The 21,453-nt window shown below is 41.0% G+C and carries 25 protein-coding genes and 1 pseudogene; 11 read left to right on the top strand and 15 right to left on the bottom strand.

Annotated features, from left to right (window positions below; genetic code table 11):
• Positions 1–52 precede the first annotated feature (52 nt).
• Positions 53–1,585 (bottom strand): 4-alpha-glucanotransferase, encoded by a 1,533-nt coding sequence (malQ, locus tag AC4ME5_RS08680; protein WP_491800521.1) that lies wholly within the window; start codon positions 1,583–1,585, stop codon positions 53–55.
• 474 nt (positions 1,586–2,059) lie between these two features.
• On the opposite strand from malQ, the gene AC4ME5_RS08675 reads away from it, so the two are divergent.
• The 5 genes from AC4ME5_RS08675 (at position 2,060) to AC4ME5_RS08655 (ending at position 7,571) form a co-directional block, all read left to right on the top strand.
• Positions 2,060–3,331, top strand: a complete 1,272-nt coding sequence (locus tag AC4ME5_RS08675; protein WP_491800520.1) for an extracellular solute-binding protein — start codon at positions 2,060–2,062, stop codon at positions 3,329–3,331.
• A gap of 126 nt (positions 3,332–3,457) precedes the next feature.
• A complete protein-coding gene (locus AC4ME5_RS08670) occupies positions 3,458–4,750 on the top strand; it encodes a carbohydrate ABC transporter permease (RefSeq protein WP_000431414.1) in 1,293 nt (430 codons plus the stop codon).
• A 1-nt stretch (position 4,751) separates the two neighbouring features.
• Positions 4,752–5,594 carry a sugar ABC transporter permease gene (locus AC4ME5_RS08665; protein WP_491800519.1) on the top strand — a complete coding sequence of 281 codons (843 nt, stop codon included), beginning with the start codon at positions 4,752–4,754 and terminating at the stop codon, positions 5,592–5,594.
• A 180-nt stretch (positions 5,595–5,774) separates the two neighbouring features.
• Positions 5,775–6,575 (top strand): DUF1189 domain-containing protein, encoded by an 801-nt coding sequence (locus AC4ME5_RS08660; protein WP_491800518.1) that lies wholly within the window; start codon positions 5,775–5,777, stop codon positions 6,573–6,575.
• Between the two features lie 9 nt (positions 6,576–6,584).
• Positions 6,585–7,571 (top strand): LacI family DNA-binding transcriptional regulator, encoded by a 987-nt coding sequence (locus tag AC4ME5_RS08655; RefSeq protein ID WP_491800517.1) that lies wholly within the window; start codon positions 6,585–6,587, stop codon positions 7,569–7,571.
• A 33-nt stretch (positions 7,572–7,604) separates the two neighbouring features.
• Here the strand turns inward: AC4ME5_RS08655 and AC4ME5_RS08650 are convergent, their stop codons facing one another.
• The 9 genes from AC4ME5_RS08650 to hisS all read right to left on the bottom strand — a co-directional run bounded on the left by AC4ME5_RS08650 (position 7,605) and on the right by hisS (position 14,242).
• A complete protein-coding gene (locus tag AC4ME5_RS08650; RefSeq protein ID WP_268721828.1) occupies positions 7,605–8,546 on the bottom strand; it encodes a YitT family protein in 942 nt (313 codons plus the stop codon).
• Complete coding sequence (gene aspS / locus AC4ME5_RS08645; protein ID WP_491800516.1) at positions 8,524–10,287, bottom strand: aspartate--tRNA ligase; 1,764 nt, start codon at positions 10,285–10,287, stop codon at positions 8,524–8,526. The genes AC4ME5_RS08650 and aspS overlap by 23 nt, the downstream gene beginning before the upstream one ends.
• Before the next feature lie 151 nt (positions 10,288–10,438).
• Complete coding sequence (locus AC4ME5_RS08640; RefSeq protein ID WP_000832176.1) at positions 10,439–10,657, bottom strand: hypothetical protein; 219 nt, start codon at positions 10,655–10,657, stop codon at positions 10,439–10,441.
• A 17-nt stretch (positions 10,658–10,674) separates the two neighbouring features.
• Positions 10,675–11,316: a CPBP family intramembrane glutamic endopeptidase gene (locus tag AC4ME5_RS08635; RefSeq protein WP_491800515.1), complete on the bottom strand. Its 642-nt coding sequence runs from the start codon at positions 11,314–11,316 to the stop codon at positions 10,675–10,677.
• Positions 11,317–11,327: 11 nt separating this feature from the next.
• A complete protein-coding gene (locus tag AC4ME5_RS08630) occupies positions 11,328–12,050 on the bottom strand; it encodes a DUF3169 family protein (protein ID WP_491800514.1) in 723 nt (240 codons plus the stop codon).
• Positions 12,051–12,063: 13 nt separating this feature from the next.
• Positions 12,064–12,414, bottom strand: a complete 351-nt coding sequence (locus AC4ME5_RS08625; protein ID WP_491800513.1) for a PspC domain-containing protein — start codon at positions 12,412–12,414, stop codon at positions 12,064–12,066.
• Positions 12,411–12,614 carry a hypothetical protein gene (locus AC4ME5_RS08620; protein WP_491800512.1) on the bottom strand — a complete coding sequence of 68 codons (204 nt, stop codon included), beginning with the start codon at positions 12,612–12,614 and terminating at the stop codon, positions 12,411–12,413. The genes AC4ME5_RS08625 and AC4ME5_RS08620 overlap by 4 nt, the downstream gene beginning before the upstream one ends.
• A complete protein-coding gene (locus AC4ME5_RS08615; RefSeq protein ID WP_491800534.1) occupies positions 12,611–12,817 on the bottom strand; it encodes a helix-turn-helix transcriptional regulator in 207 nt (68 codons plus the stop codon). Before AC4ME5_RS08615 ends, AC4ME5_RS08620 begins: the two co-directional genes overlap by 4 nt.
• Positions 12,818–12,961: 144 nt before the next feature.
• Positions 12,962–14,242, bottom strand: a complete 1,281-nt coding sequence (hisS, locus tag AC4ME5_RS08610; protein ID WP_491800511.1) for a histidine--tRNA ligase — start codon at positions 14,240–14,242, stop codon at positions 12,962–12,964.
• A 167-nt stretch (positions 14,243–14,409) separates the two neighbouring features.
• On the opposite strand from hisS, the gene AC4ME5_RS08605 reads away from it, so the two are divergent.
• Positions 14,410–14,751, top strand: a complete 342-nt coding sequence (locus AC4ME5_RS08605; RefSeq protein ID WP_001204052.1) for a metal-sulfur cluster assembly factor — start codon at positions 14,410–14,412, stop codon at positions 14,749–14,751.
• 174 nt (positions 14,752–14,925) lie between these two features.
• Here the strand turns inward: AC4ME5_RS08605 and ilvD are convergent, their stop codons facing one another.
• Complete coding sequence (gene ilvD / locus AC4ME5_RS08600) at positions 14,926–16,629, bottom strand: dihydroxy-acid dehydratase (protein ID WP_491800510.1); 1,704 nt, start codon at positions 16,627–16,629, stop codon at positions 14,926–14,928.
• A gap of 220 nt (positions 16,630–16,849) precedes the next feature.
• Here ilvD and rpmF point away from each other — a divergent pair, with 220 nt between their 5' ends.
• The 4 genes and pseudogenes from rpmF to AC4ME5_RS08580 all read left to right on the top strand — a co-directional run bounded on the left by rpmF (position 16,850) and on the right by AC4ME5_RS08580 (position 19,371).
• On the top strand, positions 16,850–17,032 hold the full coding sequence (rpmF, locus tag AC4ME5_RS08595; protein WP_000290417.1) for a 50S ribosomal protein L32: 183 nt from the start codon (positions 16,850–16,852) through the stop codon (positions 17,030–17,032).
• Positions 17,033–17,047: 15 nt separating this feature from the next.
• Positions 17,048–17,197, top strand: coding sequence for a 50S ribosomal protein L33 (gene rpmG, locus AC4ME5_RS08590; protein WP_001265622.1), 150 nt, complete (start codon positions 17,048–17,050; stop codon positions 17,195–17,197).
• A gap of 78 nt (positions 17,198–17,275) precedes the next feature.
• A complete protein-coding gene (locus AC4ME5_RS08585; protein WP_491800509.1) occupies positions 17,276–17,794 on the top strand; it encodes an HXXEE domain-containing protein in 519 nt (172 codons plus the stop codon).
• A gap of 203 nt (positions 17,795–17,997) precedes the next feature.
• A pseudogene (locus tag AC4ME5_RS08580) lies at positions 17,998–19,371 on the top strand (ISL3 family transposase).
• Positions 19,372–19,452: 81 nt separating this feature from the next.
• Here the strand turns inward: AC4ME5_RS08580 and AC4ME5_RS08575 are convergent.
• From AC4ME5_RS08575 to AC4ME5_RS08560, 4 genes are read right to left on the bottom strand one after another with little or no spacing between them, the layout of a single operon-like run.
• Positions 19,453–19,641, bottom strand: coding sequence for a hypothetical protein (locus AC4ME5_RS08575; protein ID WP_045618078.1), 189 nt, complete (start codon positions 19,639–19,641; stop codon positions 19,453–19,455).
• Between the two features lie 2 nt (positions 19,642–19,643).
• On the bottom strand, positions 19,644–19,853 hold the full coding sequence (locus tag AC4ME5_RS08570; RefSeq protein WP_045618080.1) for a helix-turn-helix transcriptional regulator: 210 nt from the start codon (positions 19,851–19,853) through the stop codon (positions 19,644–19,646).
• A 2-nt stretch (positions 19,854–19,855) separates the two neighbouring features.
• Entirely contained in the window at positions 19,856–20,425 is a 570-nt protein-coding gene (locus AC4ME5_RS08565; protein WP_045618082.1) for a hypothetical protein, read from the bottom strand.
• 1 nt (position 20,426) lies between these two features.
• Entirely contained in the window at positions 20,427–20,612 is a 186-nt protein-coding gene (locus AC4ME5_RS08560) for a hypothetical protein (protein ID WP_045618084.1), read from the bottom strand.
• A gap of 388 nt (positions 20,613–21,000) precedes the next feature.
• Here AC4ME5_RS08560 and AC4ME5_RS08555 point away from each other — a divergent pair.
• Positions 21,001–21,453: transposase family protein (locus AC4ME5_RS08555; protein WP_491800484.1), on the top strand; the 453-nt coding region annotated here is incomplete at its 3' end.

Raw genomic sequence — 21,453 nt, 5'->3', positions numbered from 1 at the left:
AATAATTGTAAATAGAGGAAAGCCTACTTGTGTAAGCACGCTTTCAGTATGATTAGGATTCTGCTTTTTGAACTTCTTTTGGCTTCAAGTCTTTATTTTCACGGCGATAGATGGTTGTAAAATCAAGCAATTCTTGCTCGACAGCAGGAGTCAATTGATCTTCAGTCATACGCCAAGACCAGTTTCCGCCAAGAGTAGATGGGTAGTTCATGCGAGCTGACTCATCTAGTTCTAGCAAGTCTTGCATGGTTGCAATAGCCATGAAGCTAACGGATGAAAAGACTGTGCGAAGCATTGCGTGTGGCACTGTTTCGTACTCTTTACGGTTCGTGTAACGAGCCATGTATTCACGAGTTGGATCGTCGATTTCATTACGGTACCAACCAAGAACCGTATTGTTATCGTGTGTTCCTGTGTACATAACAGAGTTGGCAGGTGCCAAGTGTGGACTATCGATACTTTCGTCTTCTGGGTTGAAGGCGAATTGAAGAATCTTCATTCCTGGAAAGCCAGTACGTTCACGTAACTCAATCACTTCATTTGTCATGAAACCAAGGTCTTCCGCGATGATGTTTAGCTCACCAAGCTCTTCCTTAACGGCTGCAAAAAGCTTATAGCCTGGGCCTTTCACCCATTTACCAGGGGCCGCTGTATCGGAACCAGCAGGGATTTCCCAGTAAGATTCAAAGCCACGGAAGTGGTCGATACGAACGATATCGTAGATCTTGAAGCTTTCGCGCAAGCGTTCAATCCACCATTTGTAACCGTCTTTGTCCATGGCTTCCCAGTCATAGATTGGGTTCCCCCAAAGCTGACCAGTAGCAGAAAACTCATCTGGTGGACATCCTGCGATGCAAGTTGCTTTACCAGTGACATCTGTCTTAAAGAGATGTGGATTTGCCCACATGTCGCTTGAATCTTCCGCAACGTAGATAGGCATGTCCCCAACAATTTCAATGTGGTTGTCGTTAGCGTATGCTTTCAATTTCAACCATTGTTGGAAGAAGAAGTATTGAGTTACACGATGGTAGACCAACTTGTCTGCCAATTTCTCACGGTAGCTTTCAAGTGCTGAAGCTTTACGAGCACGAGCATCTGCATCTGGCCATTCTGTCCAAGCAAGATTGTCAAAATGCTCTTTGATAGCCATATATTCTGCGAAGAGTTCGAGCCATGATTGGTTGTCTTGAGCAAACTTCTCAAAATCTTTGACATCACCCACTTCCAAGAAGCGTTTCACTGCTTTTTCTAAAAGTGGACGACGTGCATAATAAATCTTCGCATAATCAACTTCAGATGCATCGCTACCAAAGTCAACACCTTCGAGATCGCTAGCTTCCAACAAGCCTTGCTCTACCAAGATATCAAGGTCGATAAAATGCGTATTCCCAGCAAAGGCTGAGAATGATTGGTATGGAGAATCTCCATAACTTGTTGTCCCAAGAGGGAGAATTTGCCAGTAACGTTGCTTGGTACGAACCAAGAAATCAACGAAATCATAGGCAGTCTGCCCAAATGATCCAATCCCGTATGCTCCTGGCAGAGAAGAGATGTGCATCAACACACCACTTTGACGTTTTTTCATAATAGCACCTCATGTGTTTGTTATAAAACGTTGCGCAATTAAGGCGCAAACGTTTGCGTTAATTTAAGTATAACGCATTTCAAAAACAAATGCAAGCGTTTTTAAAAAATTTTTTTGAATTATTTTAATCAAACAAAACTTGTTGCCACTGATATTCTATGAAATAAGCAAAAAAATTTTAAAGATTTTCTGATTTAAGATAATTCATTCCCAATATCTGCTCTATTTTCTGAAAAACCGAGCCGAATTTACGCAATCGTTTTCCTAATATATTTTCAATTCAAAAAAAACAAACATTTTAAGTTCTTTCCTATATATGGGCTTTAACAAATGTTTGAAACCTTAAAATTTTTTTAAAAAATTTCCTAAAAACGCTTGCAACCGTTTTCTATTTGTGCTATACTAAGTTCGTAAAAGAAAACGTTTGCGTTTTCTCATTAAATTATTTTTGTTATTCTTTAGGAGGAATACACTATGTCATCTAAATTCATGAAGAGCGCTGCTGTGCTCGGAACTGCTACTCTTGCTAGCTTACTTTTGGTAGCTTGCGGAAGCAAAACTGCTGATAAAGCAGCTGATACTAGCTCATCTGAAGCAAAAGAAATCACTTTCTACGTTGAAGACCAATACAAAGCCTACGCTGAAAAAGTTGCTGCAGCTTATGAAAAAGAATCAGGTATAAAAGTTAACATCAAATCAGGTGACCAACTTGGTGGACTTGACAAACTTTCTCTTGACAACCAATCAGGTCAAGCTGCTGACGTTATGATGGCACCATACGACCGCGTAGGTAGCCTTGGTACTGACGGACAACTTTCAGAAGTTACTTTGAGCGACGGCGCTAAAACAGATGATAAGACTAAATCTCTTGTAACAGCTGCTGACGGTAAAGTTTACGGTGCTCCTGCCGTTATTGAGTCACTTGTTATGTACTACAACAAAGACTTGATCAAAGAAGCTCCAAAAACTTTTGCTGAATTAGAAGAACTTGCTAAAGACAGCAAATACGCTTTCGCTGGTGAAGATGGCAAAACTACTGCATTCCTAGCTGACTGGACAAACTTCTACTACGCATACGGACTTCTTGCTGGTAACGGTGGTTACGTATTCGGACAAAACGGTAAAGACGCTAAAGACATCGGTCTTGCAAACGACGGTTCTATCACTGGTGTCAACTACGCTAAATCTTGGTATGAAAAATGGCCTAAAGGTATGCAAGATACTGAAGGTGCTGCAAACTTGATCCAAACTCAATTCCAAGAAGGTAAAACAGCTGCTATCATCGATGGACCTTGGAAAGCTCAAGCATTCAAAGATGCTAAAGTAAACTACGGTGTTGCTACTATTCCAACTCTTCCAAATGGTAAAGAATACACACCATTCGGTGGTGGTAAAGCTTGGATCATCCCATCAAGCACTAAGAACCTTGAAGCTGCACAAAAATTTGTAGACTTCCTTGTTTCAACTGAACAACAAAAAGCATTCTACGATGCAACTAACGAAATCCCAGCTAACACTGAAGCTCGTTCATACGCTGAAGGTAAAAACGATGAGTTGACAACAGCTGTTATCAAACAGTTCAAGAACGCTCAACCAATGCCAAACATTTCTCAAATGTCAGCTGTTTGGGATCCAGCTAAAACAATGCTCTTTGACGCTGTAAGTGGTAAAAAAGATGCGAAGACAGCTGCTAACGATGCTGTAACATTAATCAAAGAAACAATCAAACAAAAATTTGGTGAATAATTGAATTCGTTACAAGGGGGGAGAATACAGATCCCCCTTTGATTTTATAAATTTACGAATGATTGCAGTTGCCTATCTAGTGATTGGAGACAAACTTCAATCTCGTATCCTATGAAAGGAGTATTCATGGAAAACCAACAACCTAGCAAAGCAGCCTTGCTTTCAGTGATTCCTGGGTTAGGACAGATTTACAATAAACAAAAGGCCAAAGGTTTTATCTTCCTTGGTGTAACTATCGTATTTGTTCTTTATTTCCTAGCACTTGCAGCCCCTGAATTGCACAATTTGATCACTCTTGGTGACAAGCCAGGTCGTGATAATTCCCTCTTTATGCTGATTCGTGGTGCCTTCCATTTAATCTTTGTAGTCGTTTATGTGCTCTTTTATTTCTCAAATATTAAAGATGCACATACAATCGCAAAACGTATTAACAATGGAATTCCTGTCCCACGTACTTTTAAAGATATGATCAAAGGTATTTATGAGAATGGTTTCCCTTACCTCTTGATCATCCCATCTTACGTCGCTATGACATTTGCGATTATCTTCCCAGTTATCGTAACCTTGATGATTGCCTTTACCAACTATGACTTCCAACACTTGCCACCAAACAAATTGTTGGACTGGGTTGGTTTGACTAACTTTACAAACATCTGGAGCTTAAGTACCTTCCGTTCAGCCTTCGGTGCGGTTCTTTCTTGGACCATCATCTGGGCCTTGTCTGCTTCTACTTTGCAGATTGTGATTGGTATCTTCACTGCTATCATTGCCAACCAACCATTTATCAAAGGAAAACGTATCTTTGGTGTTATTTTCCTTCTTCCTTGGGCTGTTCCAGCCTTCATCACTATCTTGACATTCTCAAACATGTTTAACGATAGTGTCGGAGCGATCAACACTCAAGTATTGCCTATCTTGGCTAAGGTTCTTCCTTTCCTTGACGGTGCTCTTATCCCTTGGAAAACAGACCCAACTTGGACGAAGATTGCCTTGATTATGATGCAAGGTTGGCTAGGATTCCCATACATCTACGTTTTGACTTTGGGTATCTTGCAGTCGATTCCTAACGACCTCTACGAAGCGGCTTACATCGATGGTGCCAATGCTTGGCAAAAATTCCGCAACATCACTTTCCCTATGATTTTGGCTGTTGCAGCACCAACATTGATCAGCCAATACACCTTCAACTTTAACAACTTCTCTATCATGTACCTCTTCAACGGCGGAGGTCCTGGTAGCGTTGGTGGTGGAGCCGGTTCAACTGATATCTTGATCTCATGGATTTATCGTTTGACAACAGGTACATCTCCTCAATACTCTATGGCGGCAGCTGTTACCTTGATCATCTCTATCATTGTCATCTCTATCTCTATGATCGCATTCAAGAAACTACACGCATTTGATATGGAGGACGTCTAAGATGAATAACTCAATCAAACTCAAACGTAGACTGACTCAAACCCTCACTTACCTCTACTTGATTGGTCTTTCAATCGTGATTATCTATCCACTTTTGATTACTATTATGTCAGCCTTCAAGACTGGTAACGTCGTAGCTTTTAAACTAGATGCTAACGTCGACTTTAGCTTTGCCAACTTCCAAGGGCTCTTCACTGAAACCTTGTACGGCACTTGGTACCTCAACACTTTGATTATCGCCTTGATTACCATGGTTGTTCAAACAAGTATCATCGTACTTGCTGGTTATGCCTACAGCCGTTACAACTTCTTGGCTCGTAAACAAAGTTTGGTCTTCTTCTTGATCATCCAAATGGTGCCAACAATGGCCGCTTTGACAGCCTTCTTCGTTATGGCCCTTATGTTGAATGCCCTTAACCAAAGCTGGTTCCTCATCTTCCTATATGTCGGTGGTGGTATCCCAATGAACGCTTGGTTGATGAAAGGTTACTTCGACACCGTACCGATGTCTCTTGATGAATCAGCAAAACTAGATGGTGCAGGACACTTCCGTCGCTTCTGGCAAATTGTTCTCCCACTCGTTCGCCCAATGGTTGCAGTACAAGCGCTCTGGGCCTTCATGGGACCTTTCGGAGACTATATCCTCTCTAGTTTCTTGCTTCGTGAGAAAGAATACTTTACAGTTGCCGTTGGTCTACAGACCTTTGTCAGCAATGTGAAAAACTTGAAGATTGCCTACTTCTCAGCAGGTGCTATCCTCATCGCCCTTCCAATCTGTATTCTCTTCTTCTTCCTACAAAAGAACTTTGTTTCAGGACTTACAAGTGGTGGCGACAAGGGATAATTTATCCCCGCCACCCTTTTTCATTTTGATCTTGTTTCTAAAGTTGAAAGATTAGACACAAGACCGCAAATAGTAGCAAAATCAGCTTTTCAGTAAGCAATTTATCTACTAGACTTGAAATAAAGCACATTTCTCTATATAATAATACTCATATAGAAAACACCTTTTAGAAAGATACAAATGCTTCCATATCCATTTTCATCTTTTTCAAGTATTTGGGGATTTCGTAAGCCCCTGTCAAAACGTTTTGGACTCAACTGGTTTCAACTCCTCTTTACTAGCATTTTCCTCATCAGCTTGTCCATGATTCCAATTGCCATCCAAAACAGTTCCCAGGAGACTTATCCGCTGGAAACCTTTATCGATAATGTCTATACTCCACTGACAGATGAAGCAATCATGGACTTATCAGAGAATGCACAAATCGTTGATGGAAAGCTGAACTACTCAGGCACTAAGAATCAGCAGCCTTCTCTTCTGATTGGTCCAAGTCCAAGTAAGGAATTGCCAAAGGATTTGCAACTTCATTTTGATACCGAAGAACTCATCATCAGTAAGGAAAGCAAGGAACTGACCCGCATTCGCTACCACGCCATTCAAACGGAGAGCTTCCAGAGTAAGGAAGCTTTAACCCAGGCTATTTCTAAAGACTGGTACCAACAGAACCGTGTCTATATCAGTCTCTTTCTCGTCCTTGGTGCTAGCTTCCTCTTTGGATTAAATTTCTTTATTGTCTCTCTTGGAGCTAGTCTTCTCCTTTATATCACCAAAAAATCACGTCTCTTTTCATTTAGGACCTTTAAAGAGTGCTACCACTTTATCTTGAACTGTTTAGGATTACCCACTCTGATTACGCTTATTTTGGGACTTTTTGGCCAAAATATGACAACCCTTATCACTGTACAAAACATTCTTTTTGTTCTTTATCTGGTCACCATCTTTTATAAAACACATTACCGTGATCCAGATTATCATAAATAGGAGATTTTTATGCCCGTGACGATTAAAGATGTGGCTAAAGCAGCAGGTGTCTCACCTTCCACTGTTACCCGCGTCATTCAAAATAAATCAACGATTAGTGATGAAACTAAAAAACGAGTTCGCAAGGCAATGAAGGAGCTCAACTACCATCCCAATCTCAATGCTCGTAGCCTAGTTAGCAGCTATACTCAAGTTATCGGTTTGGTATTGCCTGACGACTCGGATGCCTTTTACCAAAATCCTTTCTTCCCATCTGTTCTACGAGGGATCGCCCAAGTCGCATCTGAAAATCACTACGCTATTCAGATTGCAACGGGGAAAGATGAAAAAGAACGTCTCAATGCTATTTCTCAGATGGTTTATGGTAAGCGCGTTGACGGTTTGATTTTCCTCTACGCTGAAGAAGGAGACCCTCTGGTCAAGCTAGTAGCTGATGAGCAGTTCCCTTTCCTCATTCTCGGAAAATCCACTTCACCCTTTATCCCTCTTGTTGATAATGACAATGTACAGGCGGGCTTTGATGCGACAGAGTATTTCATCAAAAAAGGATGCAAACGAATTGCCTTCATCGGGGGTACAAAGCGACTCTTCGTAACGCAAGATCGTCTAACTGGCTATGAATCCGCACTCAAACAACACCAACTTCCGATTGATACCAACTTAACCTACTTTGCGACTGAATTTCTAGAAGAAAAAGGTTATCAATTCAGTGAACTCCTATTTAACCACGATCCGCAGATTGATGCTATCATCACCACCGACAGTCTCCTAGCAGAAGGGGTTTGTGACTACATCAGTAAACATCAATTAAATGTTCCTGTCTTGAGTTTCGACTCTGTCAATCCTCGACTCGATCTCGTAGCTTATGTCGATATCAATAGTCTAGAACTTGGACGTGTGTCCTTTGAAACCATTCTCCAGATCATCAACGATGCTAAAAACAATAAACAGATTTGTTATCGCCAGTTGATTGGACACAAAATTATCGAAAAATAAAGACCAGCCCCAAGGCTGGTCTTTTGAGTATTATTAATTGTCTGTTTCTACGAATCGTCCTAGGATGTGGACATTTTCAGATACAGAGACAAAGGCTGTCGGATCGACCTGTTTCATGATATGTTTAAAATCATTAAACTCTGCTCGCGTGATAACCGTAATCAAGACTGCTTTTCTCTCATGATTATAGGTTCCTTCTGCATCGTGGATCATAGTTGCTCCGCGGTGCAATTTTTTATGAATTTTTGCGATTACCTTGTCAGGGTTATTGGTTACAATCATGGCCTGCATACGTTTTTGCTTGGTAAAGACTGCGTCTGTCACACGGCTCGATACAAAAATCGTAATCATGGAGTAAAGGGCGTATTTCCAACCAAAGGTCAAACCTGCTATCAGCATAATCGTCCCATTTACCAAGAAAGAAATACTGCCGACATTTCTCCCTGTTTTCTTTCGAATGGTCAGACTGACAATATCTGTACCACCGCTAGAAATATTGTTACGGAGTGCAAAACCGATCCCCAAGCCCATGACAACACCCCCAAAAAGGGCATTGATGATAGGATCCTCTGTCAAGGTCACAACTGGCACAAGCTGGATAAAGAGGGAACTCATGGATACCGTGATAAAGGTAAAGACAGTAAACTTATGCCCGATCTGATACCAAGCCAAAATCATCAATGGAAAATTGATAGCATAAAAGGTTAGCGATATCGGAATGTAAAAACCGAACCAGTGATTGCTCAAGGCAGAGATAATCTGTGCCAAACCTGTTGCACCACTGGAGTAAACGTGCCCTGGTTGAAAAAAGAAATTGACCGCTACTGCTGACAAAAAGCCATATACCAGAGAAGCCGATACTTTCTCATCATATTTTTCCCGAGAGATACTTTGTAAAACTCGTAAGATTTTTATCTGATAAGCAAAGCGGCGCAGATAATAGCGCCACCGCTTAATTCGTTTTGCTTGTTTCATCTTCTTCTACTTGTAAGCTGAGTTCCTCTAGTTGTTTGAGAGCGACTGTTGATGGAGCTTGTGTCATTGGGTCGGTTGCCTTGTTGTTTTTAGGGAAGGCAATGACTTCACGGATATTTTCTTCTCCTGCTAAGAGCATCACAAAACGGTCAAGACCGATCGCCAAACCACCGTGTGGTGGGAAACCATAGTCCATGGCTTCAAGAAGGAAGCCGAACTGGTCATTGGCTTCTTCAGCTGAGAAACCAAGAGCCTTGAACATGCGTTCTTGAAGGTCTTTTTGGTTGATACGAAGACTACCACCACCAAGCTCATAACCGTTCAAGACGATATCGTAAGCAATAGCACGAACCTTAGCCAAATCACCTTCAAGCTCATGAGCAGTATCTGCTTGAGGAAGGGTAAATGGATGATGGGCGCTCATGTAGCGACCTTCTTCTTCAGACCATTCAAACATTGGCCAGTCAACTACCCAAAGGAAATTGAATTTATCGTTATCAATCAAGCCAAGCTCTTTAGCAATACGGCCACGAAGGGCACCAAGGGTTGCATTCGCTACTTCAAGCGTATCCGCCACAAAGAGAACCAAGTCCTTATCTTCAAGACCAAGCGCTGTTGTCAATTCTGCTTGGATACTAGTCAAGAACTTAGCAACTGGTCCATTTAATTCTCCATCAACAACCTTGACCCAAGCAAGACCTTTGGCACCATATTGTTTGGCTACTTCAGTCATCTTGTCAATGTCTTTACGTGAATAGTTGTCCGCAGCCCCTTTGACCACAATGGCTTTAACGGCAGGTGCTTCTGAGAAGACTTTGAAATCAACACCCTTGACAACTTCTGTCAAATCCTGAAGCAACATATCAAAACGAGTATCTGGTTTGTCAGAACCGTAAAGAGCCATAGCATCATCGTATTTCATACGAGGAAATGGAAGCGTTACTTCGATGCCTTTGGTTTCTTTCATCACGCGCGCAATCAAGCCTTCTGTAATATCTTGGATTTCTTGCTCACTAAGGAAGGAAGTTTCCAAGTCGACCTGGGTAAACTCGGGCTGACGGTCACCACGCAAGTCTTCGTCACGGAAACATTTAACGATTTGGTAGTAACGGTCAAAACCAGCATTCATCAAAAGTTGCTTGGTAATCTGTGGACTTTGAGGAAGAGCGTAGAAATGCCCTTTATTGACACGAGATGGCACCAAATAGTCACGCGCCCCTTCTGGTGTAGACTTAGAAAGGAAGGGTGTTTCCACATCGATAAATTCCAACTCATCCAAGTAATTGCGGATAGAGTGGGTTACTTTAGCACGAAGTTTGAGGTTTTCCAACATCTCTGGACGGCGAAGATCAAGGTAACGGTAGCGGAGACGCGTATCATCATTGGCCTCAATGCCATCCTTAATCTCAAAAGGTGTTGTTTTTGCTGTATTAAGAACCGTAAGGGCTGTTACATTCAGCTCAACTGCTCCCGTTGCCAATTTATCATTTGCTTGCTCGCGTGCAGCAACCTGACCCGTCACCTCGATAACAAATTCGCTACGAAGGCTTTCTGCTGTTGCCATAACCTCTGCAGATACTTTTTCAGGGTTGATAACCAACTGCATGATTCCTTCACGGTCACGAAGGTCGATAAAGATCAAACCACCAAGGTCACGACGACGGCCAACCCATCCTTTCAAAGTCATTTCTTGTCCGATGTGTTCCTCACGAACACGACCAGCATACATACTACGTTTCATGTTTTCTCTCCTCTTTTATTCTGTTACTATTTTACCATAAAAGCGCAGGCACTTCATGAAAATCAGCAGAAAAGTTTGATTGCCTTTAGAAATCAAAACGAACAGACAAAAAATCCGATGAAAACGTCATCGGATTCTCTGATTATGATTCTTAACCTTTTTTACGCTTTTCAGCAATCTCAGCTGCCTTTTTAGGTAGAACAATCTCCGTCGCATAAGCCGAAGCAAAACGCAAGACACCTGCAATAGGCGCAAAGACAACCGCTAGATAGTTGTAAAAGAAATCGCCTTTAAAGGCATAGGCAAGTGCCCCGATGATAAAGAAGAGAACGACCGCCTGTATCACTGCTAATAAAATTACTCGTTTCATGTGACCTCCTGACTCTATTATAGCATGAGTATCATCAAAAAGCCGATTAAATTATTCAAAGCGTGGAGAGAAATGCTGTAAAGAAGACCTTTTCGGCTTACATAAGCCAGTCCCAAACTCAATCCCAGACTAGCATAAACTAAAAACTGTTGCAAAGTCCCTGGAAAATGAATCAAGGCAAAAAGCACACTTGATACGAGGAGAAACAGAGCTGTCTGTTTGCTGTTGTTCTGCTTAGGAAAGAGATAGCGCGCCAGCATCCCTCTAAAGATGAGTTCTTCCGTCAGAGGAGCAAAGACTACCACCATAAAGAAACCAAAGACAGGCTGAGCAACTGTCAGTTGAGATACGATTTGTTGATTGACTGACGGATCATCCGGCAAAAAGAACTGGGCTGTAATCGCCACTAGCAAAACCAGGGTTGGCAACCAGATATAACGGTTAAAAGCAGTCGTCTGGATGCTAACCTTTTCTGTCTGATACCACTTGTAAACTCCATAAACATAGGCCCCCGACAGGGCGATATAAAGTGGCAAGACTCCATAGATTGAAGCCCCTAGTTCAAGAGCTGACAGCGCCATACTCTGAACCAGACCATAACCAAAGAAAAAGGATAGAACAGCTAGCAGAAACCAGCCAAGATTTTTAAGTAATTTCATGAATGACTCCTTTATTTGAAATAGCGTTTTACCATAGGTAACTGCATTAAATTGATATAGATATGAACTAGAGCTACAGCTAAGAGGGCTAATAACTGAATTTCTCCTGTAAGTACAGAAACAATATCAATCAAAATATACAAACCTGGTAAAACATATTGGTTTAATTGGAATAAAATTCGAAAACTCTGTTCCAAATTAGCCTGACGCTCTCCTTCATCATAAGAATTTATATAATCTAAGACATCCTTTGGTGTAGAGAAAAACGCCAAATCAAACTGACGAACAATCGAAATCGTCTTGAAAAGATATTTTTGAAGTACTGCTGCTAAAATAAGAGCTGGAACAGAAAGTCCTAGAACGATAGAACTTGTATGGAGTATCATCACTTCATTCATAGAGATGAATAAAGCTAATATAGTCATAACTGACACAATGTTAAAAGCAATCGTACCAAACTCGAGATTTCGATACATTTGCACATAATAAGTTTCATTCACATCGTCATCTAGTTCCATTTGATATAAAGCATGGAATTTCCGACTCTTTTTTAAGAAATAGATAGTTAAAAAAATGCTAATAAAAGCTATCAATAAACAGGAAGCTGAAATCCAAGGAACTAGAGTATTCAGATTAAAACTTGTGCCCAATGCCCAGGCACGACCCGTAAGCATACCTGTAAAATAGCCTAAAACACCAATCGCTAAGAAGTATAAAATTCTTTTCTTTTTCATATTCATCCTCTTTCTAAACCAATCCAACTAACCACTGACCAAAGGCTTTACCTGATTCATAAATTGCTGTCAAACCCTCTGTCCCAAGTGATACTAAAATCAAACAAACAGCAAATAAGAGAATAGCTTGATTTCTTGCTTTTTTCGCCCCTTCTCCTAAAGGATCTCTCCCAAGCCAGCCTGCTAGATAAGCATATAGGATGACTGTTAAAATCCCAAACTCTGTTGACGAAAGAAACAGCAAAATTACTACTAAACGGATGACGTTAGTCTTGATATTAAAATAATTTCCTAAACCTGCACAGACACCGGCAAGTTCTTTGTGCTCAGTATCGATTTGAAAACCTGCTAAAAACTCTCTCATGACTTTTCTCCTTTTTCAATCTTTTTGAATTTTATTTTTCTCTCTATCCATCTAAAGACTAATAGTAAAACTATGTTAATCCAGAAGAGATATTTACTTTCAACAATTGTAAACCAACCAAATAGGCTTCCGATCATAGCCAAAAGATTAACGATAAACACAACTATAGATAGATAATAAATCACTTTATACTTATTCATTCCTCATCCTCCTCAATCCGAAATACCGACTCGACTGGCTCATGGAATATCTGTGAAATCTTCAGGGCAATCACAATGGACGGGGTGTATTCGTCCCGTTCTAGTAGGCTAATGGTCTGCCTGGAGACCCCTGCTAGCTTGGCAAGTTCGGTCTGATTGAGACCATCGCGAGCCCGAAGCTCTTTTAAACGATTTTTTAGCATTCCTTTCTCCTTTTCTCTTAATTTGATTTCATTGTAACACATCTTTTTCTTTTTGACAATAATATTTGTCAAAAAGTTTATGATTTTTGTCATTTTGCAAAAGAAAAAGGTCAGGAATAAGATCCTGACCAGTTTTAAATACTATTAAAAGCCTAATTTTTCAAAGATTTCTGAGAAGTTTTGGCTGATTGTCTCAAGTGACACTTGAACTTCTTCTCGAGTTTGGTTGTTCTTGACTGTCACTTGTCCGCTTTCGACTTCGCTCTCTCCTAGAGTGATGAGGGCCTTAGCCGCAAAGACATCGGCGGACTTGAACTGAGCTTTGAGTTTACGGTTGAGGTAATCACGCTCTGCTTTGAATCCTTGTTGGCGAAGAGCCTGTACCAACTCCAAGGCCTTGACATTTGCGTCTTCACCCAAGACTGCGATATAGACATCTAGAGCGTTCTCGATAGGGAGAGTCACACCTTGCTTTTCAAGGATGAGGAGCAGACGCTCTACACCAAGTCCAAAACCAAATCCAGCAGTCTCAGGGCCACCAAAGTAGGAAACCAAGCCATCGTAGCGACCTCCTGCACAGACTGTCAAGTCATTGCCCTCGATTTCAGTGATAAACTCGAAAATCGTGTGGTTGTAGTAGTCCAGACCACGCACCATATTGGTATCGATGATGTAATCTACTCCAAGATTTTCCAACATCTGACGCACAGCATCAAAGTGAGCTTGGCTTTCTTCATCAAGGAAATCCAAGATAGACGGAGCATTCTCTACTGCCACCTTGTCTTCTTTTTCCTTAGAGTCCAAGACACGAAGAGGATTTTCCTCCAAACGACGTTGGCTGTCCTTAGACAAGGTCTCCTTGAGCGGTGTCAAATAGTCGATCAAGGCTTGACGATAGGCTGCACGGCTCTCAGGATTTCCCAGAGTGTTGAGGTGTAGTTTGACACCTTGGATACCGATTTCTTTCAAGAAATGAGCTGCCATAGCGATGGTTTCCACATCGGTAGCTGGATTGCTAGAGCCAAAACACTCAACACCGATCTGGTGGAACTGGCGCAAACGACCTGCTTGCGGACGCTCATAACGGAACATTGGACCCATGTAGTAGAACTTACTTGGCTTTTGCACTTCTGGGGCGAAAAGTTTATTTTCCACATAAGAACGGACAACGGGCGCAGTTCCTTCTGGACGAAGAGTGATATGGCGGTCACCCTTGTCATAAAAATCGTACATTTCCTTGGTTACGATATCCGTTGTATCTCCGACAGAGCGACTGATGACCTCGTAATGCTCAAAAATAGGCGTACGCACTTCCGCATAGTTATAGCGCTTGAAAATTTCACGGGCAAAGCCCTCAACGTACTGCCACTTGGCAGATTCAGCAGGTAAAATATCCTGCGTTCCTTTTGGTTTTTGTAATTTCATAGGGAATCCTCTTTAAACTTAATAGTCTTATTTTACCATAAATAGAGGTATTAAAACAGTGAGAGTAGAAAATCTCAAGAGAGTATTTTCAGAAAATTCATCAAAAACTTGCTAAATTGTCAGAATTATGAGAAAATAGAGGATATTTATCACGTGGAGGGACTGTTATGAGAGACGATATCAAAATCAATGACCGCGCTTTGGCCTTACAAGACCAAATTATCGAAAAACTAGAGAAGGTTTTTGATACAGATGTGGAATTGGATGTGTACAATCTAGGGCTGATTTATGAAATCAATCTGGACGAAACAGGTCTCTGCAAGATTGTCATGACCTTCACCGACACTGCCTGCGATTGCGCAGAAAGTTTGCCTATCGAAATCGTCGCAGGTCTAAAACAAATCGAGGGTATCGAAGATGTCAAGGTTGAAGTTACCTGGTCTCCCGCTTGGAAGATTACACGAATTAGTCGCTACGGCCGTATCGCCCTTGGACTGCCACCTCGTTAATACTCTTCAAAAATCTCTTCAAACCACGTCAGCTTTATCTCCAACCTCAAAGCTGTGCTTTGAGCAACCTGCGCCTAGCTTTCTAGTTTGCTCTTTGATTTTTATCGAGTATAAGCAGGTAAATTACTTTTGAAGATGAAAAGAAGCAAGCCGAAAATGGCTTGCTTTTTGAGTTTATTTTTTACCTGACTTGTCCATATTCCAGAAGTCTGTCACGGCTCCACGAGAAGCGGATGATACGATATGGGCGTATTTACCGAGGACACCACGGCTGTAAAGTGGTGGCAAGGTTGTTTCTGCCTTACGTTTTTCAAGTTCTTCTTCGGATACGGCCATGGAAATTTCTTTGGTATCTTGGTCGACCGTAACGATATCGCCTGTACGGAGATAAGCAATCGGTCCACCATCCTGAGCTTCAGGAGCGACATGTCCAACAACCAGACCATAAGTACCACCTGAGAAACGGCCATCTGTCAAGAGGGCAACCTTGTCTCCTTGACCTTTCCCAACAATCATGGATGAAAGGGACAGCATCTCAGGCATACCAGGACCACCCTTCGGTCCAACGAAACGAACAACGACAACATCGCCATCAACAATTTCATCTGTCAGAACGGCCTGAATAGCATCTTCTTCTGAGTCAAAGACCTTAGCTGGTCCAACGTGACGGCGCACCTTCACACCTGATACTTTAGCAACCGCACCATCAGGGGCAAGGTTCCCGTTCAAGATAATCAATGGTCCATCTGCACGTTTTGGATTTTCCAGTGGCATGATGACTTTTTGACCTGGTGTAAGGTCTGCAAAGTCAGCCAAGTTTTCAGCAACTGTCTTACCAGTACATGTGATACGGTCTCCGTGAAGGAAACCATTTGCCAGCAAGTACTTCATAACCGCAGGGACACCACCAACTTCGTAGAGGTCTTGGAAGACATACTGACCCGAAGGTTTCAAGTCAGCCAAGTGAGGCACACGTTCTTGGATCGTATTGAAGTCCTCAAGTGACAAGTCAACATTGGCAGCATGGGCAATGGCAAGCAAGTGAAGAGTGGCATTGGTTGACCCACCGAGAGCCATGGTTACTGTAATGGCATCTTCAAAAGCTTCACGAGTCAAGATATCTGATGGTTTGAGACCAAGCTCCAGCATCTTGACAACAGCACGTCCTGCTGCTTCGATATCTTCTTTCTTGTCAGCTGATTCAGCTGGGTGAGAGGATGATCCTGGCAAACTCATCCCTAGAACTTCGATAGCAGTCGCCATGGTATTAGCTGTGTACATACCACCACAACCACCAGGGCCAGGGCAGGCATTACATTCAAGACGTTTCACGTCCTCAGCCGTCATGTCACCGTGATTCCATTTTCCGATTCCCTCAAAGACAGAAACCAAATCGATGTCTTTTCCATCAAGATTTCCCGGTGCAATAGTTCCCCCATAGGCGAAAATAGCTGGAATGTCCATGTTGGCAATGGCAATCATAGAACCAGGCATGTTCTTATCACAGCCACCGATAGCAACAAAGGCATCCACATTGTGCCCACCCATAGCCGCCTCGATGGAGTCCGCGATGATATCACGAGATGTTAGAGAGAAACGCATACCAGGCGTTCCCATGGCAATCCCGTCTGCTACGGTAATGGTTCCAAACTGTACAGGCCAAGCGCCTGCAGATTTGACACCTTCTTTAGCCAGTTTCCCGAAATCATGCAAGTGAATGTTACATGGTGTATTTTCCGCCCAAGTTGAAATCACTCCCACAATCGGTGTTTCAAAGTCCTTATCTGTCATACCAGTCGCACGAAGCATGGCACGGTTTGGTGATTTTACCATACTGTCATAAATGCTACTGCGGTGACGTTTATCTAATTCTGTCATCTTATCCCTCCCATTTCAGTTTTTACCATTATAGCACAATTTTCGCATGAAGAACAGAATAAAATTCTTGAATTTTCAGAAAATTCCGATTAACAACTTCTAATTTTTTCATCTTTTTTTGTCAAGTAACTTTACTTTACAAAAAAAATGTGTTATCCTAGTATGGTTGATGAAAATCAGTAGATTGAATCGAATTTAAATACCTAAAGGAGAAATCAAAATGGCAGTACCTGCACGTCGCACGTCAAAAGCGAAGAAAAACAAACGTCGTACACACTACAAAGTAACAGCTCCATCTGTAAACTTTGACGAAACTACTGGAGATTACTCACGTTCTCACCGTGTATCACTTAAAGGATACTACAAAGGACGTAAAATCGCTAAAGCTGCATCAGCTGAATAATAGAAGGGAGATACCATGCGCGTAAATATTACACTTGAACACAAAGAATCTGGTGAACGCTTGTACCTTACTTCTAAAAACAAACGTAACACTCCAGACCGTCTTCAATTGAAGAAATACTCACCAAAACTTCGCAAACACGTCGTGTTTACAGAAGTGAAATAAGCATACCTAACTCAAAACGCCTTACTGGGCGTTTTTTGCTTGATTGGCGAGCGATCTATAGTTTTTCAGGAGAGATTTATGGCATTTTATCTTTGGATGTTTCCTCTACTTTTTATCTTTCACGATATGGAAGAAATTATCGGTCTTGTCCCTTGGATTCATCTCAACGAAACCTTGCTGGCTCAAAAGGCTCCAGCTATTCTCAAAATCCACAAAGAAATGACAACAGAGGGATTTGCCCTTGCTGTTTTTGAGGAATTCATCCTTGTCTTATCCATCACTTTCTTAGCATATGTTACTCAATCTAGAGCGCTCGAACTAGTTTGGTTAGGGGGATTTGCAGCCTTTGCGCTTCATCTCTTGCTCCATATCGGACAATCAATCCTTCTTCGCAAGTATATTCCTGCTCTGATTACTTCTATCCTCTGTTTTCCTGTCAGTGCTTATTTGATTACAGACATCGTACATTTGTGGCAGGTTTCGACTAGTGAATTTTTCCTGTTTTCACTGGTCAGTTCAGGCATTGTCATCATTAATCTCCTCTTTGCTCTCTGGCTTGGGAGAAAGTATTCCATCTGGCTTGTTCATTACCATTAACAAAAGTTCCTTGCAATTTCAATTTGCAGGGAATTTTTTTATCCCCCTTCACAGTTAAGAAGTGTTCTATAGTTTTTTAGGCTCCATAATATTTGTAGTGGGTAAATCCCCTATAGATATTATGGAGCCTATTTTGTTGCAGAAAAAAAGTTCCACATGACCTATAATGAAAAGCGACAAAACAACTCATTAGAAAGAATCATATGGAACCATTACATTTTATCACAAAACTACTCGATATCAAAGACCCTAATATCCAAATTATGGATGTTGTTAATAGAGATACCCACAAGGAAATCATCGCCAAACTGGACTACGAGGCTCTATCTTGTTCTGATTGCGGAAATCAAATGAAGAAATATGATTTTCAAAAACCGTCTAAGATCCCTTACCTCGAAACGGCCGTATGCCTACTAGAATTTATGAAAAGCGTCGTTTCAAGTGCCATCATTGCTCGAAAATAGCGGTCGCTGAGACTTCTCTCGTCAAGAAGAATCATCAAATTCCTCGTATTATCAACCAAAAAATTGCTCAAAAGTCGATTGAAAAAACTTCTATGACCGACATTGCCCATCAACTTTCCATCTCAACTTCAACTGTTATTCGAAAGCTTAATGACTTTCACTTTAAACATGATTTTTCTCGTCTTCCTGAGATTATGTCTTGGGATGTTGAAACAGTCAGGGGAGTGACTGTTTCAATCGGGAGATGAAGATAAGTTTCATTGCGTAAGATTTTAAAAAGCTCGATATCATCACTGTCCTTGAAGGCAGGACACAAACTATCATCCGAAATTACTTTCTTCGATACGATAGAAGTGTCCGTTGCCAGGTGAAAATCATTACGATGGATCGGTTTAGTCCTTATTATGACTTAGCTAGACAACTTCGCTTTCGAATTTCTAGGCTCAGGCTGAAACAGTCTCCCAGACTGTTTCACTCCCAAATGCTAAAATCGTTCTGGATCGCTTTCACCCTTCGTTATTATACTTCTAAACTCAGGCTAAAACAGTTCACTGGACTGTTTTACTCCAACACTTAAGCCGTGCTATGAATCGTGTGCATGTCCAAATTATGAATCAATTTGAGCGAAAATCTCATGAATACAAGGCTATCAAGCGCTACTGGAAGATCATCTAGCAGGATAACCGTACATTGAGTGATAAGCGATTTTATCGCCCTACTTTTCGTATGCACTTGACGAATAAAGAAATTCTAGACAAGCTTTTGAGCTATTCAGAAGACTTGAAACACCACTATAATGTCTATCAGCTCTTGCTTTTTCACTTTCAGAACAAGGAGCCTGAGAAATTTTTCGGACTTATTGAGGACAATCTAAAGCAGGTTCATCCTCTCTTTCATACTGTCTTTAAAACCTTTCTAAAGAACAAAGAGAAAATCGTCAACGCTCTTCAATTACCCTATTCCGACGCAAAACTAGAAGCTACTAACAACCTCATCAAACTCATCAAGCGCAATGCCTTTGGTTTTCGGGACTTTGAAAATTTTAAAACGAGAATTCTCATCGCTTTGAATATCAAAAAGGAGAGAACCAATTTGGTCCTCTCTAGGTTGTAACTTTTTATCAACCCACTACAGTTGACAAAGAGCCGATTTTCTAGGCCTTTTTAGCATATTTAAAACCACAATTATAATCGCTTATAATTTCTCAACATCCTTCACAAAACTTCTACGAACAGTACCACAATTTTGACAAATTTCATGATAGAGGGCAATACCTCCTGAAACGAATTTAGCCTCTTCACTGACTAATCCTGCATAACCTTTCAGTTGTTTTTTTACGACAAATTGGTCAGCACCACAGTGGGTACAAATTTGATTTTTCATGACTAGACCTCTTCATTTAAGCGGAAAATATCTTCAACGGACATGCCAAAGACACGTGCGATTTTAAGCGCCATTTCAAGTGAAGGGTTATATCGATTATTCTCCAAGTGGAGAATAGTTTCCCGTCGTACACCAATCTTATCCGCCAATTCTTGCTGGGTCATGCGGGCGTCTTCTCGGATGCCTTTTAAGTTTGTTAGAATTTTTCCCATATCTACCCCCTCTTTTCAAATATGAGGAAAAACAGGTCAAAAAACACAATCATGGATGCAGTAAAAATCAAAACCATGCCTGTTCTTAGGGTGAAGGGAAGGAAAAATGTTACTATGCTCAACACTATCAGAGATAGAACTATCAGTACCAGGGTTGTGCAGGCTGCCTTTGCCAAGTTCATATAGAAACGCTCGTCTGCTTGTTCATCAACTTTTTTTAATGCAAAATAGAGAAAGCAAAGAATGAGGACAAACAAGCCAGAACCTAGAAAAAGGTGTTTCAGCCAGATAGGACTAGTAGCTGGTGTGATTATCCAGATACCTTTAGTGTAAATGGCCATAGCGGTAAATAAGGTCATACCATATAACTTCTCTGTCAGTCCAAAATACTTTCCCTCGTCTGCTTGAGATTGTGCCTTGGAAACAAGCCAGAAAATAAGTCCTTGCATGGTAATCGTGACTAGAAAAACAGTGTGTTTTATCCAGGGGGAATTACTTGGCGGAGTTAATAGCCACAGTAGTAGCATAACAGGTAACCAAGTCCAAATTAACCATTTTTTGATGTGTTTCATCTTATTCTTCTTTCCTGTCTTTAAAGTAGAAGGCAGAAAATCCAATGGCACTACCGATAATTGGTGTAAGGCTAATCAATATTTTAGCCAAAAGACTGAGGTTTGTAGCTAGAAAAACGTAGCTAATAATGGAAATATTGGTCATCAGTGTCGAAATGATGAGCCCTATTTTTTGTGATTTAAACATGATGTGTTCCTCCTTTGTTAGAAATAGTTCACATTGAACAGTAAAATTTTTAGGCTTGTGCCTAATGGCAGATTTTCTTGTGAGAAAGGATTGGTGACCGTAGCATTTGTTATAAATATCTCACCTCTACGTTATAATTATATCACATTAAAAAAGAGAATACAAGTATTAAATCAAAAGATATTTTCTAATCTTTTCTCAATCAGACAAAATTTATCCAGAAGAATAGTTTAAGCAGGAAAAAAGCCCAGAAACGTTGGTTTCAGGCTCTATAATTTCTGTAGTGGGTAAAACCACTGTAGGAATTATGGAGTCTATTTTGTTGTAGAAAAAAGGCCCATAAGACCTATAATGAAAAAGTGACCAAACCCTCATTAGAAAGAATCTTATGGAACAATTAAATTTTATCACAAACATACTTGGAATTAATGACAAAAATATTATTATCTTAGATTATCTTGATACTGGAACGAATAAAGAAGTCATTGCTAAGCTCGATTATCCTGCCTCTAAATGTCTCAACTGTCAAGGACAAATGGCTAAATATGACTTTCAAATAGAATCCAAAATCCCCTACCTCGAATGTGCTGGCTACAAGACTCTCATTCGATTGAGAAAACGCCGTTTCCGCTGTAAAGACTGTGGAAAAATAGCCGTCGCGGAGACTTCCTTAGTCAAGAAGAATCACCAGATCGCAACCATCGTCAAACAGAAAATCACTCAAAAATTGATTGAGAAAGTCCCTATGACAGCTATCTCCGAAAGTTTATCTGTCTCCACTTCGACAGTCATTCGTCAGTTACATAAATTCAAATTTAAGACTGATCTTAACCACCTTCCA

This window comes from Streptococcus sp. A69 (genome assembly GCF_058556195.1).
This window is presented reverse-complemented; position numbering and strand designations above follow the sequence as displayed.

What these genes read in the sequence shown, in the direction of transcription:
- malQ (WP_491800521.1), bottom strand. Translation starts at nt 1,585, where the DNA reads ATGAAAAAACGTCAAAGTGGTGTGTTGATGCACATCTCTTCTCTGCCA.
- AC4ME5_RS08675 (WP_491800520.1), top strand. Translation starts at nt 2,060, where the DNA reads ATGTCATCTAAATTCATGAAGAGCGCTGCTGTGCTCGGAACTGCTACT.
- AC4ME5_RS08670 (WP_000431414.1), top strand. Translation starts at nt 3,458, where the DNA reads ATGGAAAACCAACAACCTAGCAAAGCAGCCTTGCTTTCAGTGATTCCT.
- AC4ME5_RS08665 (WP_491800519.1), top strand. Translation starts at nt 4,752, where the DNA reads ATGAATAACTCAATCAAACTCAAACGTAGACTGACTCAAACCCTCACT.
- AC4ME5_RS08660 (WP_491800518.1), top strand. Translation starts at nt 5,775, where the DNA reads ATGCTTCCATATCCATTTTCATCTTTTTCAAGTATTTGGGGATTTCGT.
- AC4ME5_RS08655 (WP_491800517.1), top strand. Translation starts at nt 6,585, where the DNA reads ATGCCCGTGACGATTAAAGATGTGGCTAAAGCAGCAGGTGTCTCACCT.
- AC4ME5_RS08650 (WP_268721828.1), bottom strand. Translation starts at nt 8,546, where the DNA reads ATGAAACAAGCAAAACGAATTAAGCGGTGGCGCTATTATCTGCGCCGC.
- aspS (WP_491800516.1), bottom strand. Translation starts at nt 10,287, where the DNA reads ATGAAACGTAGTATGTATGCTGGTCGTGTTCGTGAGGAACACATCGGA.
- AC4ME5_RS08640 (WP_000832176.1), bottom strand. Translation starts at nt 10,657, where the DNA reads ATGAAACGAGTAATTTTATTAGCAGTGATACAGGCGGTCGTTCTCTTC.
- AC4ME5_RS08635 (WP_491800515.1), bottom strand. Translation starts at nt 11,316, where the DNA reads ATGAAATTACTTAAAAATCTTGGCTGGTTTCTGCTAGCTGTTCTATCC.
- AC4ME5_RS08630 (WP_491800514.1), bottom strand. Translation starts at nt 12,050, where the DNA reads ATGAAAAAGAAAAGAATTTTATACTTCTTAGCGATTGGTGTTTTAGGC.
- AC4ME5_RS08625 (WP_491800513.1), bottom strand. Translation starts at nt 12,414, where the DNA reads ATGAGAGAGTTTTTAGCAGGTTTTCAAATCGATACTGAGCACAAAGAA.
- AC4ME5_RS08620 (WP_491800512.1), bottom strand. Translation starts at nt 12,614, where the DNA reads ATGAATAAGTATAAAGTGATTTATTATCTATCTATAGTTGTGTTTATC.
- AC4ME5_RS08615 (WP_491800534.1), bottom strand. Translation starts at nt 12,817, where the DNA reads ATGCTAAAAAATCGTTTAAAAGAGCTTCGGGCTCGCGATGGTCTCAAT.
- hisS (WP_491800511.1), bottom strand. Translation starts at nt 14,242, where the DNA reads ATGAAATTACAAAAACCAAAAGGAACGCAGGATATTTTACCTGCTGAA.
- AC4ME5_RS08605 (WP_001204052.1), top strand. Translation starts at nt 14,410, where the DNA reads ATGAGAGACGATATCAAAATCAATGACCGCGCTTTGGCCTTACAAGAC.
- ilvD (WP_491800510.1), bottom strand. Translation starts at nt 16,629, where the DNA reads ATGACAGAATTAGATAAACGTCACCGCAGTAGCATTTATGACAGTATG.
- rpmF (WP_000290417.1), top strand. Translation starts at nt 16,850, where the DNA reads ATGGCAGTACCTGCACGTCGCACGTCAAAAGCGAAGAAAAACAAACGT.
- rpmG (WP_001265622.1), top strand. Translation starts at nt 17,048, where the DNA reads ATGCGCGTAAATATTACACTTGAACACAAAGAATCTGGTGAACGCTTG.
- AC4ME5_RS08585 (WP_491800509.1), top strand. Translation starts at nt 17,276, where the DNA reads ATGGCATTTTATCTTTGGATGTTTCCTCTACTTTTTATCTTTCACGAT.
- AC4ME5_RS08575 (WP_045618078.1), bottom strand. Translation starts at nt 19,641, where the DNA reads ATGAAAAATCAAATTTGTACCCACTGTGGTGCTGACCAATTTGTCGTA.
- AC4ME5_RS08570 (WP_045618080.1), bottom strand. Translation starts at nt 19,853, where the DNA reads ATGGGAAAAATTCTAACAAACTTAAAAGGCATCCGAGAAGACGCCCGC.
- AC4ME5_RS08565 (WP_045618082.1), bottom strand. Translation starts at nt 20,425, where the DNA reads ATGAAACACATCAAAAAATGGTTAATTTGGACTTGGTTACCTGTTATG.
- AC4ME5_RS08560 (WP_045618084.1), bottom strand. Translation starts at nt 20,612, where the DNA reads ATGTTTAAATCACAAAAAATAGGGCTCATCATTTCGACACTGATGACC.